The 17891-nt window shown below is 67.8% G+C and carries 15 protein-coding genes; 8 read left to right on the top strand and 7 right to left on the bottom strand.

Features of this window, described 5'->3' with window-relative positions:
* Positions 1–42: 42 nt before the first annotated feature.
* The 8 genes from AC27L4_RS10040 to AC27L4_RS10005 all read left to right on the top strand — a co-directional run bounded on the left by AC27L4_RS10040 (position 43) and on the right by AC27L4_RS10005 (position 10077).
* Positions 43–1710: a peptide ABC transporter substrate-binding protein gene (locus AC27L4_RS10040; protein ID WP_487141982.1), complete on the top strand. Its 1668-nt coding sequence runs from the start codon at positions 43–45 to the stop codon at positions 1708–1710.
* Positions 1711–1962: 252 nt separating this feature from the next.
* A complete protein-coding gene (locus AC27L4_RS10035; protein WP_487141981.1) occupies positions 1963–2913 on the top strand; it encodes an ABC transporter permease in 951 nt (316 codons plus the stop codon).
* Between the two features lie 5 nt (positions 2914–2918).
* Positions 2919–3803, top strand: a complete 885-nt coding sequence (locus AC27L4_RS10030) for an ABC transporter permease (protein WP_487141980.1) — start codon at positions 2919–2921, stop codon at positions 3801–3803.
* A gap of 8 nt (positions 3804–3811) precedes the next feature.
* Positions 3812–5134 (top strand): NAD(P)/FAD-dependent oxidoreductase, encoded by a 1323-nt coding sequence (locus AC27L4_RS10025; RefSeq protein ID WP_487141979.1) that lies wholly within the window; start codon positions 3812–3814, stop codon positions 5132–5134.
* Between the two features lie 112 nt (positions 5135–5246).
* On the top strand, positions 5247–7157 hold the full coding sequence (locus tag AC27L4_RS10020; RefSeq protein WP_487141978.1) for a PhoX family protein: 1911 nt from the start codon (positions 5247–5249) through the stop codon (positions 7155–7157).
* A gap of 278 nt (positions 7158–7435) precedes the next feature.
* A complete protein-coding gene (locus AC27L4_RS10015) occupies positions 7436–7660 on the top strand; it encodes a hypothetical protein (RefSeq protein WP_487141977.1) in 225 nt (74 codons plus the stop codon).
* A 5-nt stretch (positions 7661–7665) separates the two neighbouring features.
* Entirely contained in the window at positions 7666–7887 is a 222-nt protein-coding gene (locus AC27L4_RS10010) for a hypothetical protein (RefSeq protein WP_487141976.1), read from the top strand.
* Between the two features lie 81 nt (positions 7888–7968).
* Positions 7969–10077 (top strand): caspase family protein, encoded by a 2109-nt coding sequence (locus tag AC27L4_RS10005; protein ID WP_487141975.1) that lies wholly within the window; start codon positions 7969–7971, stop codon positions 10075–10077.
* A gap of 29 nt (positions 10078–10106) precedes the next feature.
* Here the strand turns inward: AC27L4_RS10005 and AC27L4_RS10000 are convergent, their stop codons facing one another.
* The 7 genes from AC27L4_RS10000 to AC27L4_RS09970 form a co-directional block, all read right to left on the bottom strand.
* The gene (locus tag AC27L4_RS10000; RefSeq protein WP_487141974.1) at positions 10107–11267 is read right to left on the bottom strand and encodes an aminotransferase; all 1161 of its coding nucleotides are present in this window, start codon (positions 11265–11267) and stop codon (positions 10107–10109) included.
* A gap of 143 nt (positions 11268–11410) precedes the next feature.
* Positions 11411–11797 carry a RidA family protein gene (locus AC27L4_RS09995; RefSeq protein WP_487141973.1) on the bottom strand — a complete coding sequence of 129 codons (387 nt, stop codon included), beginning with the start codon at positions 11795–11797 and terminating at the stop codon, positions 11411–11413.
* A gap of 42 nt (positions 11798–11839) precedes the next feature.
* The gene (locus tag AC27L4_RS09990) at positions 11840–12640 is read right to left on the bottom strand and encodes a creatininase family protein (RefSeq protein ID WP_487141972.1); all 801 of its coding nucleotides are present in this window, start codon (positions 12638–12640) and stop codon (positions 11840–11842) included.
* A 216-nt stretch (positions 12641–12856) separates the two neighbouring features.
* A complete protein-coding gene (locus AC27L4_RS09985) occupies positions 12857–14545 on the bottom strand; it encodes an ABC transporter permease subunit (RefSeq protein WP_487141971.1) in 1689 nt (562 codons plus the stop codon).
* A complete protein-coding gene (locus tag AC27L4_RS09980; RefSeq protein ID WP_487141970.1) occupies positions 14542–15585 on the bottom strand; it encodes an ABC transporter substrate-binding protein in 1044 nt (347 codons plus the stop codon). Before AC27L4_RS09980 ends, AC27L4_RS09985 begins: the two co-directional genes overlap by 4 nt.
* 14 nt (positions 15586–15599) lie before the next feature.
* Entirely contained in the window at positions 15600–16628 is a 1029-nt protein-coding gene (locus AC27L4_RS09975) for an ABC transporter ATP-binding protein (protein ID WP_487141969.1), read from the bottom strand.
* Between the two features lie 169 nt (positions 16629–16797).
* Positions 16798–17811: a LysR family transcriptional regulator gene (locus AC27L4_RS09970; protein ID WP_487141968.1), complete on the bottom strand. Its 1014-nt coding sequence runs from the start codon at positions 17809–17811 to the stop codon at positions 16798–16800.
* Between the last annotated feature and the right edge of the window lie 80 nt (positions 17812–17891).

The following is a 17891-nucleotide window of genomic DNA, read 5'->3' as shown; positions in this document are numbered from 1 at the left end:
CGGACAGGAGGACGGCCAGCCACATCCGAGGAGGAAACAGTCATGACGCAGGACAAGGATCGCACCGGGCTCAGCCGGCGCCAGGCATTGTCGTTGCTCGGCTTCGCCGGGGCATCGGGCCTGGTGATGCCGGGACTGACGGGCCCCGGACCGGCTTTCGCCGCGCCGCCCGCCAAGCCGACGGGGCAGGTGATCGTCGGCTTCTCGCAGGAGCCGACGGTGTTCAACCCGCACCTCCTGCACATCGAGGTGGACGAGGGCATCTATTTCGCCGTGTTCGACGCCCTGGTCGGCTGCGACCCGGAAGGCAAGTTCACCGCCGACCTCGCGGCGGAGGTGCCGACGGTGGAGAATGGCGGCATTTCCGCCGACGGCAGGAAATGGCGCATCAAGCTGCGCGAGGGCGTGAAATGGCATGACGGCAAGCCCTTCACCGCCGAGGACGTGAAGTTCACGCTGGAGCTGCTCGTCGATCCGAACTTCCGCAGCTGGCGCCGCACCGGCCATGAGCATGTGCGCAATCTCACCGTGGTCTCGCCGACCGAGATCACCTGGGAGATGGACAAGCCCTACGCGCCCTACCTGTCGATCCTTGCCGACACCTATATCGTGCCCAAGCACGCCTTCGACGGCGTCGCCGACAAGAACACCGCCCCGTTCAACAATGCGCCGATCGGGACCGGTGCGTTCAAATGGGTCAGCCGCGTCGCCGGCGACAACATCCAACTCGCGGCCAATCCCGATTATTTCGGCGGCGGCCCGTATCTGGAGCGGGTGATCATCAAGTACATCCCCGACCTTCAGGTGATGTACACGCAGTTCAAGTCCGGCGACATCGACGTCGTCGGCCTGCAATGGATCACGCCCGACCATTACGACGAGGCCAAGAGCCTTGATGGCAAGACGGTGGCGGTCGTCCCGAACGCGACCGTCGAGAGCATCGCCTTCAACCTCGGCAAGCCGCAGTTCGCGGACAAGGCGGTCCGCGAGGCGCTGTACTACGCCGTCGACAAGAAGTCGATCATAGACGCCTTGTATTACGGCCTGCCGACGCCGACGGAATCCTATATACCGCAGCAATCCTTCTACTATAATCCGGACCTTCCCAAGCATGAATACAGCCTGGAGAAGGCCAACAAGATCCTGGACGACGCCGGCTGGGCCAAGGGGGACGACGGCATTCGCGCCAAGAACGGCGTGCGCCTGTCCTTCACCAACTCGACCACGGCGGGCAACCACCTGCGCGAGCAGATGCAGCAGTTCCTGCAGCAGTCGTTCAAGGACGTCGGCGTCGAGCTGACGATCTCGAACCTGCCGCCGGCGGTGATGTGGGGCGATTACTGGATGCTGTCGAAGTTCGACAGCGTGGTCGTCGGCATCAACTACATCACCGGCGCCGACCCCGACACATCGGACTATTTCAAGTCGACCTCGTCCGCGGCCAGGGGCGGCAACGGCCAGAACACCTGGCAGATGAATTTCCCCGAGGTCGACAAGCTGCTGGACGAGGGCGGCACCGTCTTCGTGCCCGAGGAGCGCAAGAAAATCTACCTGAAGCTGCAGGAGTTCATGCGCAGCGAGCTGCCCTTCCTGCCGATCTACCAGTATGCGACGGTGCGCGGCCACAAGAACGGGTTCGAAGGACCGAAGGGCAACATCAACAACCGCATCGACACCTGGAACGTCAAGGACTGGTACTGGCAGAGCTGAGGAGCCCGTCTGAATACCCTGCTGCGGCGGCGATCTGACGGCGCTTTCTGCGCTTCCGGTGCTCACGGACGGCAAGTCCGCTGCGTTCCGGGTCCCGAAAGCACCGCCACCCCGGCGCCGACCGATCTTCGGTCCGGCTCCCGCTCACCGCAGCGCGTTTCAAGTCGGGCTCCGGACCGACCCGAACCGTTCCGCCGCCTTCCACGCCGGAGGCGGCGGCCCCCCGGATGAACCCACGCGGGACTTGCCGCCATGCTGCGCTATCTTCTCGGGCGCCTGGGCCAGTCGCTCATCTTGCTGGTGCTCGTGTCGATCATCGGCTTCACCGTGCTCAACCTGATGCCGGGCGGCCCGCTGTCGCAATATGCGCTGACGCCGGGCATGACCAAGGAAACGCTCGACCGTGTCGCCGAGCAGATGGGCCTCAACCGGCCGCTGCCGGTGCAGTATGCCGACTGGGCCTGGCATCTGGTGCAGGGCGACTGGGGCCGCTCCTACCGCGACTCGCGCCCGGTGCTGGCCATCATCTACGAGCATCTGTTCGCGACGCTGCTGCTGATGGGGACCGCGACGCTGATCTCGGTCCTGCTCGGCACCTGGATCGGCGTGCTCGGCGCGGCGCGGCGCTATTCCTTCTTCGATTCCCTCGCCACCGTGGGGGCGATGGTCGCGCTGTCGATCCCGACTTTCTGGTTCGGCCTGGTGGCGATCTATCTCTTCACCCTGCGCCTGAAATGGCTGCCCGCGGGCAACATGTACACGGTCGGCGACGGATCGTTCTGGGACTATGTCCGCCACCTGATCATGCCGAGCCTGGTCCTGGCGCTGGTGAACGTGGCGGTGTGGAGCCGCTACATGCGCACCGCCACGCTGGACGTCATCAACCAGGATTTCGTGCGCACCGCCCGCGCCAAGGGACTGACGCCGCGCCGGGTCCTGGTCAAGCACGTCATGGGCAACGCCCTGCTGCCGATGATCACCCTTGCGGGCCTGCAGCTGCCGACGATCATCGGCGGCGCCCTCGTCACCGAGACGGTGTTCACCTGGCCCGGCATGGGGCGCCTCTTCCTCGACAGCCTCGGCTACAACGACTATCCGGTCATCATGGGCCTGCTGATGTTCTCGGCGATCCTGGTGCTCCTCGGCAATCTGATCGCCGACCTCCTGGTGGCGTTCGTCGATCCGCGCGTGAGACTGGGGTAGGTGCCATGAATGCACTGGGAAACGCAGCCCTGCCGCCGCCGTCCTCCTGGTGGAGAAGCCGCATGGCCCTCCGCTTCGCCCGGCATCACCTGGCGATGTTCGGCGTGTTTATGATCGTCCTGCTCGTGCTGGCCTGCGTGATCGGCCCGCACCTCCTGCCCTATGACGATCTCTATATCGATCTGCGGGCGCGCTTCGCGCCGCCCCTCACCGGCTATCATATCTTCGGGACCGACCCGCTCGGGCGCGACATCGCGGCACGCCTGTTCATGGCCGGGCGCATTTCGCTGCTGGTCGGCGTGTTCGCCATGCTGATCAGCACCGTGATCGGCGCGCTGGTGGGCATCGTCGCCGGCTATTACGGCGGGCGCGTCGGCATGGTGCTGATGCGCGTCGTCGACGCCTTCCTGGCGTTCCCAAGCATCTTCCTGCTGCTGGCGCTGGCCGCCCTGATCAAGCCGAGCCCATTCATGATCACGGTGATCATCGCGGTCACGAGCTGGATGGAGATTGCCCGCATCGTCGAGGCGGAGGTCCGCTCGCTGCGCGAGCGCGATTTCGTGCAGGCGGCGCGCATGGTCGGGCTGCGCAACAGCCAGATCATGTTCGGGGAGCTGCTGCCCAACGCCGTGGGGCCGATCATCGTCGCGGCGACGCTGACGGTGGCTCGCGCCATCCTGCTGGAGGCCTATGTCAGCTTCCTGGGCTACGGCATCCAGCCGCCGCTGCCGAGCTGGGGCAACATGCTGAACGGCGCCCAGCAATATCTCGACAAGGCACCATGGCTGGCCATCGTGCCGGGCGTGGCGATCACGCTGGCCGTGGCGAGCTTCAATTTCGTCGGTGACGGGCTGCGCGACGCGCTCGACGCCCGCAGCGACCTGAACTGAGGGGCGGCATGGGCAGGTTTTCACCATTCGAGAACAGCCTCTGGTACGCGACGGCGCCGGCGGCGCCGGCCGCGACGCCGCTCGAGGAGGACGTCCAGGCCGATGTGTGCGTTGTCGGCGCCGGCTATACCGGGCTGACGACGGCTCTGGAGCTTGCGAAGCGCGGCGTGCGGGTCGTGGTGCTGGAGGCGCAGGAGGCCGGCTTCGGCGCCTCCGGCCGCAATGCGGGCCATTGCACGCCCACTTTCGTGCATTACAGCCTGCCGCAATTGCGCACGCTGCTGGGCGAGCCCTGGGGCGAGCGCCTGATCGCCCGCCAGACCCGGGCCAACGATGTCGTCTCGGCCTATATCCGCGACTATGCCATCGCCTGCGAATGGCAGCAGAACGGTTATGTCCAGGCCGCCCCGCGGCCGGGCGCGGTTGCGGCGTTGCGGGCGAAGGCCGCCGACTACAACGCCGTCGGTGCGAGGACGCGCTATATCGATCGCGACGAGGTGGAGCGCATCACGGGCAGCCCGCGCTTCCACGGCGCCTGGCTTCACGAAGAGGGCGGTCACCTCAACGGCCTGGCCTATGCGCGCGGCCTGGCGGCGGCTGTGCTGAAGGAGGGCGGGGCGCTCTACATCCGCTCGCCGGTCGGCGGCATGAGTCGGGAGGGCACGCGCTGGCGCGTCTCCACCGCCAAGGGCTCGGTGCTGGCCGACAAGGTCGTTCTGGCGACCGGCGCCTATACGGTGGAGGGCTGGCCCGGCCTGGCGAACAGCTTCAAGATCATGCGGGTGTTCGTCGCCGCCACGCAGCCCCTGTCGGCAAGGGCGCGCAAGCGCGTCCTGCCGCGCAACACGACCGTGCATGACGGGCGCGGCGACATCTACGTCTACAAGTACAATGCCGAGGGGCGCATCGTCGCCTCGATGTTCCCCATGGGCGCGCGGGGACGGGATCTCGCCTATACCAGGCGGGTCCTGACGGACCGGCTGAAATGGCTGCACCCGGACCTCGACGAGCCGGTCGAGTGGCCGTTCCTGTGGTACGGCGAACTCGACATGCAGGAACGCACGGTTCCCCGTCTCTACGGGCTGGGACCGGGCGTGGTGGCGCTGACCGGCCTGTCCGGCCGGGGCGTTCCGACCGGCAGCATGCTTGGCGGCATCCTGTCGGAATGGGCGATGGGCGTGCCGGAGCGCGACCTTTCCCTGAAGATCGAGCCGCTGCACCGCGCCCCCTTCTACATGGCCTTCGGGCCGCAGCTCTCCCTGCGGTATTGGCGCGTGCGCGATTGGGTGACCACCAGGCTGGAGGGGGCGGCGTTGCCGCCCCATGCCTGAGCCGCCGGTCCCGACCGCCACGGCACCCGGCTGGGAGGGCCCGGCCTGGAACTGTTAAAAAGAGGTCACGCAACGTCGCTAGGACAGCCCCCAGACCATGAGGGAGGCCCCGATGAGCCACGACCGCGACCTGTCCCAGCCCATCCGTTCCATCATCGCCGAGCGCGTCTCGCGCCGCTCGCTGCTGCAGGGCGGCGTCGCCGCCTTCGCGGGCATGGCGTCCCAAGGCTTCGTCGGCTCGCTCTTTGCCGGCGAGGCCCATGCCGCCGGCGCCGCCTCGACGCTCGGCTTCACCGAGCTCAAGCGCGTCTACGACAAGAGCCACCGCGTCGCCGACGGTCATGACGTGCAGGTCCTGGTCGGCTGGGGCGATGCGCTCGCCGGCGGGCTCGGCCCGTTCGACGCCAAGACCCTCGACGCCGCCGGTCAGCGCCAGCGCTTCGGCTACAATTGCGACTATGTCGCCTTCATGCCGTTGCCCAAGGGCTCCAACGCCTCCGACCACGGCCTGCTCTGCGTCAACAACGAATATGTCTCGCCGCATGTGATGTTCCCGGGCATGACTGAGGACGAGGCCGGCAAGCGGATGAGCCGCGAGCAGGTCGACCTCGCCATGGCGGCGATGGGCCATTCGATCGTCGAGATCCGCCGGGAAGGCGGGCGCTGGAGCGTGGTGGCCGACAGCCCGTACAACCGCCGCTTCACGGCGGAGACCGAGATGGCGGTGAGCGGCCCGGCCGCCGGCAGCGATCTTCTGAAGACCTCGACCGATGCGAGCGGCCGCAAGGTGCTCGGCACCACCTACAATTGCGGCGGCGGCGTCACGCCCTGGGGCACGGTGCTGACCTGCGAGGAGGGCGTCTCCGACACCTTCGGCGGCGACGCCAAGGCCAGCCCGATCGCCGACGTGCTGGAGCGCTACGGTTTCGACGGCTCGGACATCTATGGCCGGGCTCGCTTCCACGAGCGTTTCGACATGAACAAGGAGCCCAACGAGCCCAACCGCTTCGACTGGGTGGTGGAGATCGACCCCTACGATCCGAAGTCGACGCCGATCAAGCGCACGGCCCTCGGCCGCCTGTCGCATGAGGCCGCCACCGTGGTGGTCAACAAGGACGGCCGCGTCGTCGTCTACATGGGTGACGACGACTATTTCGAGCATGTCTATCGCTTCGTCTCGACGGCCAGGTTCGACCCCGCCAACCCGGCAGCCAGCCGCGACATCCTCGACGACGGCGTGCTCTCCGTCGCCCGCTTCGACGCCGACGGCACCATGACCTGGATCCCGCTGGTTCAGGGCCAGGGCAAGCTGACCGCCGAGAACGGTTTCGCCTCCCAGGCCGACGTGCTGATCAAGACCCGCCTCGCCGCCACAACGGTGGGCGCCACGCCGATGGACCGGCCGGAGGACATGGAGACCAACCCGGTCACCGGGCGCGTCTATGCGGTGATGACCAAGAACAAGAAGGTCACGGCCGAGAAGATCAACCCGGCCAACACCCGGCCCGAGAACCTCTACGGCCATATCGTCGAGCTGATCCCGCCGGGCGGGCGCGGCGCCGACGCCGACCACGCCGCCGACACCTATCAGTGGGACCTGTTCGTCCTCGCCGGCAATCCCAGGGATCCGAAGACCGGTGCCCGGTTCCATCCGGACACGACCGAGGACGGCTGGTTCGTCAACCCCGACAACATCAGCTTCGATCCCAAGGGCCGGCTCTGGGTGGCGACGGACGGGGCCAACGACTTCGACCTGCCGGACGGCATCTACGGCGTCGACACCGAGGGCCCGGCGCGCGGCCTGCCCAAGCTGCTCTTCACCTGCCCGACCGGCGCCGAGGCGACCGGCCCTTGCTTCACCCCGGACGGCAGGACCCTGTTCGTCTCGGTCCAGCATCCGGCCGAGGACTCCAAGACCATGGCCGAGCTGACCACGCTGTGGCCGGACTTCAAGGAGGGCCAGCCGCCCCGTCCCGCCGTGGTGGCGATCACCCGCACCGACGGCGAGGCCATCGGCGCCTGAGACGCCGCAGCGCTGCCGCGCCGGCCCGCCGTCACGGCGCGCGCATCCTGGCGGCGCGGGCGGCCGGTGCGTCGAAAGCCCGATGGCGGCCATGCCGCCGTCGGGGACCTCGGCGCGACCTCGCTCCCGGGGGGCGCTGTCCGGCAGGGCGGGCCCGGCGAGACGCGATGCGGCGAGGCGCCGGGCGGCGGAAAGCCAGGGTGAGTCGATCCGCCGACTTTCGGGAAAGACTATGATACCGCTCTCGTATATCTGGTTTGTTTCTTCACGAGACAGTGATGTTGACAAACTTCCCATGCGATAGCAAAGTTGTTCGAATGATCGCTGAAGCTCACGCGTCGTTCATGGTCGCGGGCAAACTGGGCAAATGGCAGCACCGTCGAGGATCGATCGCTGACGTCTCTCATCGTGGAGATCGCATTGAACCGTTCGCCCTGCCGTGCATCGATCCTTTGCAAGCTACAAAAAGCATCGATATCGGACATCTTCATCACGCGGCGTGACGTGAATGGTGACGGGATTCGCGTCCCGCGGGCCAAAGCAAACGGCGAAACGCGACGAAGGCGATGCGACAAGCTGCGAGTCGAAGAGCATCGAGGGCCTTGCCGACATTGCAGGCGGCTGTTCGATGCGGCGTGACGAGGCGGGCAGCCGGTTCGCCATTCCGGCCTGCGCAACGGTCGATGGCTTCGAGCGCAGCCGCGTGAGAGGCCGCAGCCGGCCGGAATAGGGGGGCCCGCGCCGTCTTCGACGAACTGCTGAATTGAGGTCGCATTCCAGAGCCAACCGCACTCGAGCAGACAGGCCGGCCATGACCAGACTCCCTCGGATCGTATTGTTTTTGCTGGTCATCTGGCTACAGGGCTCGGTTCTTCCGCTCGGCACGAGCGCCCAGGCCGCGACACCATCCCCCTCGGCCCGGCAAGGGGTCTGCCAGCATCTTCCGGGGGCCCCTTCGAACACCAGGCGTGTCGCGATCATCGTCGGCAACGGGGCCTATGGCGCCGGCATCCCGGCGCTTCCCAATCCTGCGAACGATGCGGTCGCAGTGGCCAGGGGCCTGTCGGATCTGGGGTTCGAGGCATTCCTCATCACCGACGCCGGCCGCAGCGCCCTCGCCGAATGCCTGGCGAAGGGGTTGGACGGGATGAGCGGCGCGGCAATCGGCCTGATCTACTATTCCGGTCACGGCATCCAGATCAACGACGAGAACTTCCTCGTCGCGACCGACGCCAAGGTCACGGATCTGCAGTCGGGTCTCGTCTCCATCCAGCCGGTCGTGACCGAAGCCCAGAAGCGGGTCGCGGCCACCCTCGTCTTTCTCGATGCCTGTCGCAACAATCCGATGGCCGGCAACGGTCAGCAGGGGTTGTCCGTGTCCACCGGGCGCGGCCTCGCGCGCGTCGATACGCCGGCGCCGAATGCCGGACCCCAGAAACCGCAGGTGCATGGCCTCCTCGTCGCCTATGCGACGTCTCCGAACGCCGTGGCGCTCGACGGAACGGGCGAGCACAGTCCCTTCACGTCGGCTTTCATCAAGGTGATCGGGACGCCTGGCTACTCGATCCAGCACGTCATGAGCGACGTGACGAAGTCGGTGGGCGAGGAGACGCAGTGGGAACAGACGCCCTGGACGAAGTCGTCCCTGACGGAGGAGCTCAAGCTCAATGGAGGCCTGACATCCGAGGAGGCGCGGTCCCTGTCGCAGAATTGGGCCAAGCGGGCGGCCGATTTCCTCGAAAAGGGTGACAAGGCCAACGCCATGGCGGCGGCGATCAAGGGGCTGCCCGTCAATCCCAGCCGGGATGACCTGGCGCTGTTCCACGACGCCTATCTCGCGCTCTATGAGGCCGAGCGGGCCAAGTTTGCGCGTCTGCCGTTGGAGACGGCTCTTCAATCGGCGGCCTTCTCCCGCGGCGATGCAGTCGCGACCATCCGCAGCCTCGATGGCAGCAACGGGGCTCTGGAACTCTGGTCGATCTCGCGGCAGGAAAAGATCGCCGCATTGGCCAACGCCAACCTGTTCGCCAAGATGGCCTTTGCTCCGAACGGCGCGATGCTTGTGCTGTACGACAACGGCACGGTGCTGGGATGGGCCGCGCAGACGGGCGCCAGGCTTTTCCAGACCAAGCTCGCTCGAAGCAACACGGTTCTCGGCGCTGCCGCCAATCTCGAGGGCTGGCGTCCGAGCTTCAGCGCGGACGGCCGATATCTTGCCATCCCGGATGGCGGGAGCAATCCCATCAAGATCCTGGATGCGTCGACGGGCCGGCTGTCCGCCACGGTATCGCAGAAGGCCCTTTCGAAGGCCTCCGGAACGGCCATGTCGCCGTTCACGACCTATAGTGTCACGTTCGGATCGTCCAACGAGCTTTGCATGACGATCTACGACCAGCAGGCCAACCGGGGCGTGCTGGGCGTCTTCCACCTGGCCGAAGCAAAGTTCGAGCCCGTCGCGTCGCTCTCGAATCAACGCGTGACGAATATTTTCTGCGATTCCGGCGGCCGAAGCATCGGCATTCCAGCCCCCTTGACGCTATGGAACAGGGCGACGAAGAAGAAAGTCATCGAGAGCTCGCAATTCGGCAGCCATCCCGCCTATGATGCCGATGGAAAGCATCTCTCCGTCAGTCTTGGAGGAACGGCAGCCGCCTATGATATCGAGACCGGCGAACAGGTTGAGTTGAGCAAGGTTCCCGCCGATTTGCCGCTCCATGAGCCGGCCGTATATTCTACCAGCACCAACGCTTTTATCGGCACCGACTACGACTCGGCCTGGTGGATCGACTGGGCGGAGACGCCGGACGGACCGGATCTGGTCGCGAAGGCGCTCGCATCGCTTCCGCCGGAATTGAGAGCGGAGGTCGGGCGCGATCACATCGATTTTGCGTCCTATCAAGGCTCGGAACCAGGGCATTAGAGCCCGATCCGGGCGGGTCGTCGGGATAATCAGGCCGAGGCCGCGGCGAACCGCGCCCTGAGCTGCTGCAGCGCCTCGACCCCGGCATTGGCGAAGGCGATGCGCATATGCGTCTCCAGGCCGGGGCCGAAATAGGGGCCGGGCAGGCAGAGCACGCCGGCGTCCTCGACCAGCGCCTTGACCACCTCGGCCGAGCGGCGGCCGGCGAAGGGGTGGCGCAGGAAGGCGAAGTAGCTGCCGATGGAATCGACGCGCCAGCCGTTGACGCCGGCGAAGGCGGCCGTGAAGGCGGCGGCGCGGCGCTCGATCTCGATGCGGTTGGCCTCCCGCCAGCCGGCGAGGCCGGTCAGCGCCCAGGCGACCGGGGCCTGCGCCACGCGCGGGGCGCAGATCTGCAGCGTGTCGAGGATCTTGGAGATCTGCGCCATCGCCGCCGGCTCCGCCACCAGCGCGCCGAGGCGATGGCCGGGAATGCAATAGGCCTTGGAGAAGGAGTAGAGCCCGATCAGCGTGTCACGCCAGGACGGATCGGCCATCAGCTGATGCGGCCGGCCGGCGATGAAGTCGCGATAGGTCTCGTCGAGGATGAGGGCAAGGCCGCGCCGGCGACAGAGCTCGGCGAAGGCGGCGATGGTCTGCGGCGGATAGACCGCGCCGGTGGGGTTGTTGGGCGTGACCAGGACGATGGCGCGGGTGCGTCCGTCGACCAGCCGTTCGGCCTCGGCCGGGTCCGGCACGAAGCCGGCATCGGCGGCGCAGGGCAGGGGCCGCGCCTCGATGCCGAGCATGTCGAGGGTCATCTTGTGGTTGAAGTACCAGGGGCTCGGCAGCAGGATCGCCTCGCCCGCCTTGGCCACGGCCAGGGCCGCGACGAAGAAGGCCTGGTTGCAGCCGGTGGTGATCGCCACCTCGCCCGGCGCGACGTCGCTGCCGTAGTGTCCGTTGACATGGGCGGCGTAGGCCTCGCGCAGCACCATGTCGCCCTCGATCGGACCGTAGGAGGCGTTGGCGGCCTTGCCCGCCGCCTCGGCGAGGCGCGCCAGCATCTGCGCATGCGGCGGGTAGCCCGGCACGGCCTGCGACAGGTCGATCAGCGGCCCGGCCCCGCCGCCATAGGCGCGCGCCCAGCCCTGCGCCTCGGGGATAGGCGGGGTGGCGGTGTCGACGAGAAGGGCGTTGATGGCGGGCATGGTCTTGTACGCGAAACGGAGGTCGTTGCGAGGGGAGCGGTCGCCTGTCCGGAGCGGGAAAGGGCGCGGAGAAGGCTTTCCGGGGCCGTGCGTCGGCTCTTAATCTCCCGTCGAGCGGCGCGCAACCCCTTGGGACCGCGCGATCAGTAGACGGCGGTCGCCTCGACCTCGACCACGAATTCCGGACGGCTCAGGCCGGCGACGATCACCAGGGTGGAGGCAGGCTTGACCGGGCAGTCCGCCAGGGCCTCGTCCCGGGCCTTCATATAGGCCGGCATGTGCCTGCGGTCGGTGACGAAGGCGTTGAGGCGCACGACATGGGCGAGCGACAGGCCGCCCTCGCGCAGGATCGCGGCGATGCTCTCCAGGCAGAGGCGGGCCTGCTCGCCGGCGTCGGCCGGCACGCTGCCGTCAGGCGCCAGGCCGAGCTGGCCGGAGGTGACGAGGACACCCTGGCCCACCGCCTTGATGCCGTGGGAATAGCGCCCGAAGGGCGGGTGGATCGTCGTGGGGTTGATCGACTGTGTCATGGTCTGGCTGCCGCAAGCGGGGTTGGGGAAGACGGGCTGCCTCTACCAGGCGGGCCGGTTGTCCAGCGACGACAGGGGGAAGCGCTCGATCTCGGCGAACAGCTCGATCAACCGGTCGACGGCGTGGTCCAGCGTCTTCTCGCCTTTCTCGGCGGTGGCGAGCGTGGCGTTGCCGCAGGCGCCGGCAGGGTTCACGTCCTGCGCCTGCCAGCCCGGCTTGGCGCCGCCGGCAAGGGAGACGTGCCGGAACTGCGCTTCCCAATCGGCCATGGCGGGGTGGAAGTCCTCGGCGCGCTCCATCACCACATTGGGCGGGTCCAGCGCCAGCATGACCGAGGTCTCCATGTCGCCGGCATGGATGCCGTGCCGCAGCTCGAAGTCGGAGTAGAGCCCGTCCGGCATGCCGAGCCCGAACCAGCTGACGGAGAAGACCAGCATGTCGTGGCGCACGCGCAATTCGCGTGCGACCACGTCCATCGTGCTGACATTGCCGCCATGGCTGTTCAGCAGCACCATCTTGCGCACGCCGGCGGCGGCGACGCAGGCGCCGATCTCGCACCACATGGCGATCAGGGTCTGGGCCGAATGGGTCAGCGTGCCGGGATAGCGCGCATGCTCGTTGCTCTTGCCGATCGACTGGCGCGGCAGGAACAGGACCGGGCTGTCGTCGGGGAGCTTGCGGGCGATGCGCTCGACGATGCCGCCGACCACCGTGGCGTCGACCGAGAGCGGCAGGTGCGGGCCGTGCTGCTCGGTGGCGCCGACGGGCAGGACCGCGATCAGCCGGCTGCGGTCCAGCCTGGAGAACGCCTCGCTGGTGTAGTCGGACCAGAAGTGCTTCATGTCCTCTCCTCGTGACGATGGGCGGTCGGGGGCGATCCGGCCGGCCCCTCGCGGATTCAATGTCTTGTGCCCCGTTCCCGACACGGCGATCGGACGCGGAGGTCGGAGGCGCGGTGCTAAAGCGTTTTGCGACTTGACGGAATCGCGTCAAGTCGCAAAGACGCGCCGAAACAAGAAGTTAGAGCAACGAGCGTTTCCACCAAAACGCGCTTTGCTCTAGCGGGCATAGAGCTTGTCCAGCCGCACCACCTGTCCCACCAGCCACAGCGTCGCGACGGTGACGACGATCAGCAGGGCGGAGATGGCGTGCGCCGTCGGCTCCAGCATCGTGGTCGCCTCCGAATAGATCCGGACGGGCAGGGTGGTCATGCGCGCGGTGGTCAGGAAGCTGGTCACCGTCACCTCGCCGAAGCTCATCAGGAAGCCGATGACGCCGGCCGCGAACAGGCCGGGAGCGAGCGCCGGCAGCGTCACCAGCGCGAAGCGCCGCATCGGCCCGGCTCCCAGGCTGTCCGCCGCCTCCTCCTGGGCCCGGTCGAGCGCCTGCACCGACGTCGTCAGCAGGGCGATGACGAAGGGCAGGATGATGACGACGTGGATGCCGACCAGGCCGAGGAAGGCGGGGACGGCGAAATAGATCTGGAGCAGCTTGAGCATGCCGACGCCGATGGCGATCTGGGGCAGCGAGAGGGGCAGCAGCCAGAACAGCAGCAGGACGCCGCGGCCGGGGAAGGGATAGCGGGCCAGGGCGAAGGCCGCCGGCAGGGCGAGCAGCAGGGCGACCGCCACCGACGCCAGGGCCAGCTCGGCCGAGACCAGGAACGCTTCCGTGTAGGTGCCGCCGAACAGCACCTGCTCGTACCACTTCGTCGTGAAGCCGCGGAACCCGGCGGCGGTCGCCAGCGGCACGTCGTTGAAGCTCTGGACGAGGACCAGGCCGAGCGGCAGCAGCAGCAGGCCGATGCTGGCTGCCAGCAGCAGCCGCGACAGCGTCGGCCCGACCGCTTCGACCAGCGTGATCGCCCATGAGGGCAGGGTGACGGGCTCGCTCGGCACGCCGGAGCGCCATGGCATCAGCCGGTTCAGGCCCCAGGTGCAGAGGGCGACGAACAGGAGGCCCGTCGCGGTCACGATGATGGCCAGGGCCGAGGCAAGCGGGGCGTTGAGATTGGCGACTGCCTCCTGCATCACCAGCATGCCGATGACCAGCACCTTCTTGCCGCCCAGCAGCGTGGCCGAGACATAGGCGGTGGTCGACATCAGGAAGACGATGACGGCGCCGGACCGCAGCCCCGGCAGCGAGAGCGGCAGGTCGACGGCGAGGAAGCGGACCGCCGGGCCGGCGCCCAGGCTCTCCGCCGCTTCGTGGATGCGCGGCGAGGTGCTCTGCATGCTGTCGTAGAGCGCGATCACCATGAAGGGCATGAACACCTGCGCCAGGCCGACGATGACGGCGCCGGGTGTGAACAGCATCGTCCTGGCCGTCGGCAGCCAGAAGAGCTTGAGCACGTCGTTGATCAGCCCGTCGGGCGAGAGCAGCAGCATGACGCCGAGCGAGCGGACGACGACGTTCGTCAAAAGCGGGATGAGGATGACCGCGAAGGCGAGCGCGCGCCAGCGCACCGGCATCCGCGCCAGCCAATAGGCGAGGGGATAGCCCAGCAGGGCCGAGATCACCGTGACGGCCAGGCCGAGCAGGACCGTCTCCGCCAGGACGCGGAAATAGAAGCCGTCGTCGGCGATCAGCGTGAACTGCTCCAGCGACGGCGCCTCGATCAGCGGCGCGAAGGGATCGGCCCCCGCATGCAGCGAGAGCAGGACGACCACCGCGAGCGGCGTGGCGAAGGTGAGCAGCAGCCAGAGCGTTACCGGCGCCGCCAGCGCCGGCCCCTTCCAGCCCGTCATCCCGCGATCTCCCGATCGACCTTGCGCTGCCAGGCCGAGCGGTTGGCGTTGATGTAGTTCCAGTCGAAATCGACCATCTTGCCGATGCCGTCGCCGGTCAGGACCTTGCCCTTCAGGTCGTCGGGAATGGCGATGTTGCGCACGGTGGGCGAGTAGTAGATCTCGCGCGCGAAGGCGAGCATGCAGGGCTCGGACAGGTGCAGGTTGATCCATTCCTGCGCCAGGACCTGGTTCTTGGTCCCCTCGGTGATGCAGGCCACGTTCATGGCGACGGCCTGTCCTTCGACCGGGTCGGCGATGACGATGTTGGAGTTCTTGGTCTCCGCATATTTGCGGGTGAAGCTGGCGAACTCCACCGACAGGTCGCAGATGCCCTGGTCGAACATGTCGTAGAGCTGGGCCTGGTTCGAATGGATGGCGGCGAACGGCTTCAACTCCTTCACCTTCTCGATGACCATGTCGAAGTCCTTCTCGGTGCCGCCGAAGGCGCGCGCCGTCATCATCAGGGCGGCGATGCCTTCGGTGCCGAGGCCCTCGGGCCAGCTGATGCGGCCCTTCCACTCCTCGTTCCACATGTCCTTCCAGGAGGTGACCGGCTTCTTCGCCTTGCGGCCGTCATAGACGATGGTGCAGGGATTGAAGGCCACGCCGTAGCCGCCGATCCTGGCGATGTCGTAGAGGTTCTCGTATTGGGCGACGGCCGGCGTCGGCGCCTGGGTCACGCCGGCCGCCATGGCCTCCCGGCTCTCGTAGATGTTGAGGTAGATGACGTCGAAGCTCGGCCGGCCGCGCTCGGCATAGGCCCGCGCGCGCCGCTCCAGCGTGTTGCCCAGGACGTAGCTGACCTTGCAGCCGTACTTCTCGACCAGGGGCTTTTCCACATGCTCGCGGACGATGCGCTCCTGCGCGCCGCCCCAGATGCCGACCACCAGCTCGTCGCCGGGCTTGGGCTGGGCGAAGGCGGGACGGATGAAATGCATCGGGGCGGCCAGGCCGGCGCCGAGCGCCAGCGTGTTGAAGGTCCTGCGCGATAGGGTCACGGCTTGCACTCCTGTCAGATGAAGGTGGCGCCGCCCGGCAGCGCGACGATGTTGCAGGCGGCTCCGACGGGCGGGGGCGGCGTGTCCGACGGCAGGATCACGCGGATGGGGCCCGCCTCGCATTGCAGGTCGACCTCGAAGGTCTCGCCGAGATAGGCGGCGGCCGCCAGCGTGCCGGCGACCCGCAGCGGCCCCTGCTGCTGGTCCGACAGGCGCAGGCGGGAGGCGCGCAGCACCAGACGCCTGGCGCCGGCCGGCGCCCGGTCGCATACCAGTCCCGGGGCACGGAACACGCCGTCGAGGACCATGCCCTCGAGCACGGTGCGCGCGCCGAGGAAGGCCGCCGAGAATTCCGAGGCCGGAGCGTCGCACAGTTGCCGCGGCGTGCCGAGCTCGCGGACGATGCCCTTGTCCATTACCGCGATGCGGTCCGAGATCGCCAGCGCCTCCTGCTGGTCATGCGTCACGAAGATGGTGGTGATGCCGAGGCGCTGCTGCAGCGCCCGGATCTCGTTGCGCATGTCGGCGCGCAGATTGGCGTCGAGATTGGACAGCGGCTCGTCGAGCAGCAGCACCTCCGGCTCGACCACCAGCGCCCGGGCGAGCGCCACGCGCTGCTGCTGGCCGCCGGAGAGCTGCGAGGGATAGCGCGTGGCAAGGCCGCCGAGGCCGACCGTCTCCAGCGCCGCTTGGGCCCGGGCGCGCCAGGCCTGCTTCGGCAGACGGCGCATCCGCAGGCCGAAGCCGACATTGTCCAGCGCCGTCAGGTGCGGGAACAGCGCGTAGGACTGGAACACCACGCCGATGTTGCGCCGGTATGGCTTGGCATGCGTCACGTCGCGGCCGTTCAGCAGCACGCGGCCGCCGGTCGTGGGGACGAAGCCGGCGATCATGCGCAGCGTGGTCGACTTGCCGCACCCCGAGGGGCCGAGCAGCGACAGGAGCTCCCCTTTGCCGATCGTCAGGGACAGCCGGTCGACGGCGAGCGCGCCGCCATAGCCGGCGCTCAGGGTCTCGAGGGTGAGGTATCCGGTGTCGGTCATCGTCGGCTCGGCGGGAACGGCGGCGGACAGGAGGCCGTGGCGATGCTCGAGCCGGCAGCCGGCCTTGCGGATGCCGCCGTGCCCTCCCTGCCCGCCGCCGTTCCGGATCGTGATCTCGGGCTGGCGCCACTATGGGGGGCGCTGGACCGGAGGGGAAGCTTATGGCGGGTTATGGTGAGTATATCGCCGGGCTTATGGTGTCGGCGGCGGCCTCCTTGCGATTGCCCTCATGGGCGAGACCGTGCAGCGAGTGGTCGAAGCGCCGGGCCTCCCGCCGGATCATGCCGCGCAGCCATTGATTGGGCCGGCTGCCGTGCGAGCGCTCGTGCCATTGCATGTAGAGATGCATCTCGCCGAACTCGCTGGGAGCCGGAACCACGGTCAGCTCGCCATATCCCGCCGTTTCGGCGATGTAGTCGGCATAGGGCTTGGCGGTGCTGAAGACCAGGTCGGTCCGGCGCAGCAACTCCGGGATCTGGGCGTATTCGGGCACGGTCACCGCCACGCGGCGGCGCAGGCCCAGTTGCGCCAGCGGAGCGTCGATGGGGCTGTAGGCCGCATTGGCGATCGGCGTCGGCGAGACGTGGTCATGGGTCATGTATTCGCCGAGGCCGATCCGGGCGAGGCGCGCCAGCGGGTGGCGCTTGTGCATCACGCAGGCAAGTCCGCATTGCAGCAGGGCGCTGGACCGCAGGCTGCCGGGCGGCGCCGGCCAGCTGCCGATCACGAGATCGGTCCGCTCCGCCAGTTCGCAGGCCAGGTCCGTCCGGTCGTTCGGCGCGAAGAAATCGACCGAGACGCCCGGGGCCTCGCGCCGCAGGCTGGCGACGACCGCCGGGATGAGGAAGGCGCCGAAGCAGTTCATGGTCGCCACCCGCATCGCGATCTGCGCGGTGGCCGGATCGAATTCCTTGCCCGGCCTGGTGGCGTCGGAGAGCTGGCCGAGGATGGACTCGAGCAGCACCTGGATGTCGCGGCCGCGGTCGGTCGGCACCCAGCACTGGCCCGAGCGCACCAGCAGGGGATCGCCGAACACGGTGCGGGCCCGCTTGAGGCTGAGGCTGACCGCCGGCTGGCTGTGGCCGAGCAACGCGGCGACCCGCGAGACGTTGCGCTCGCGCAGCAGGAGATAGGTGGCGCGCAACAGCCGGACGTCGATGTTCGAATCCAGGCCCTGATACATCGGGTTTGCTCCCTTCGGGACCGGGCAATCTATTGACCCGACGGTCCATCGAACAAGATCCGTCGGCGGAGCGGCGGTTC

The organism is Labrys sp. Lb11, from assembly GCF_057554225.1.
Note: the sequence above shows the minus strand (reverse complement) of the source record. Positions and strands in the feature narration are given on the sequence as shown.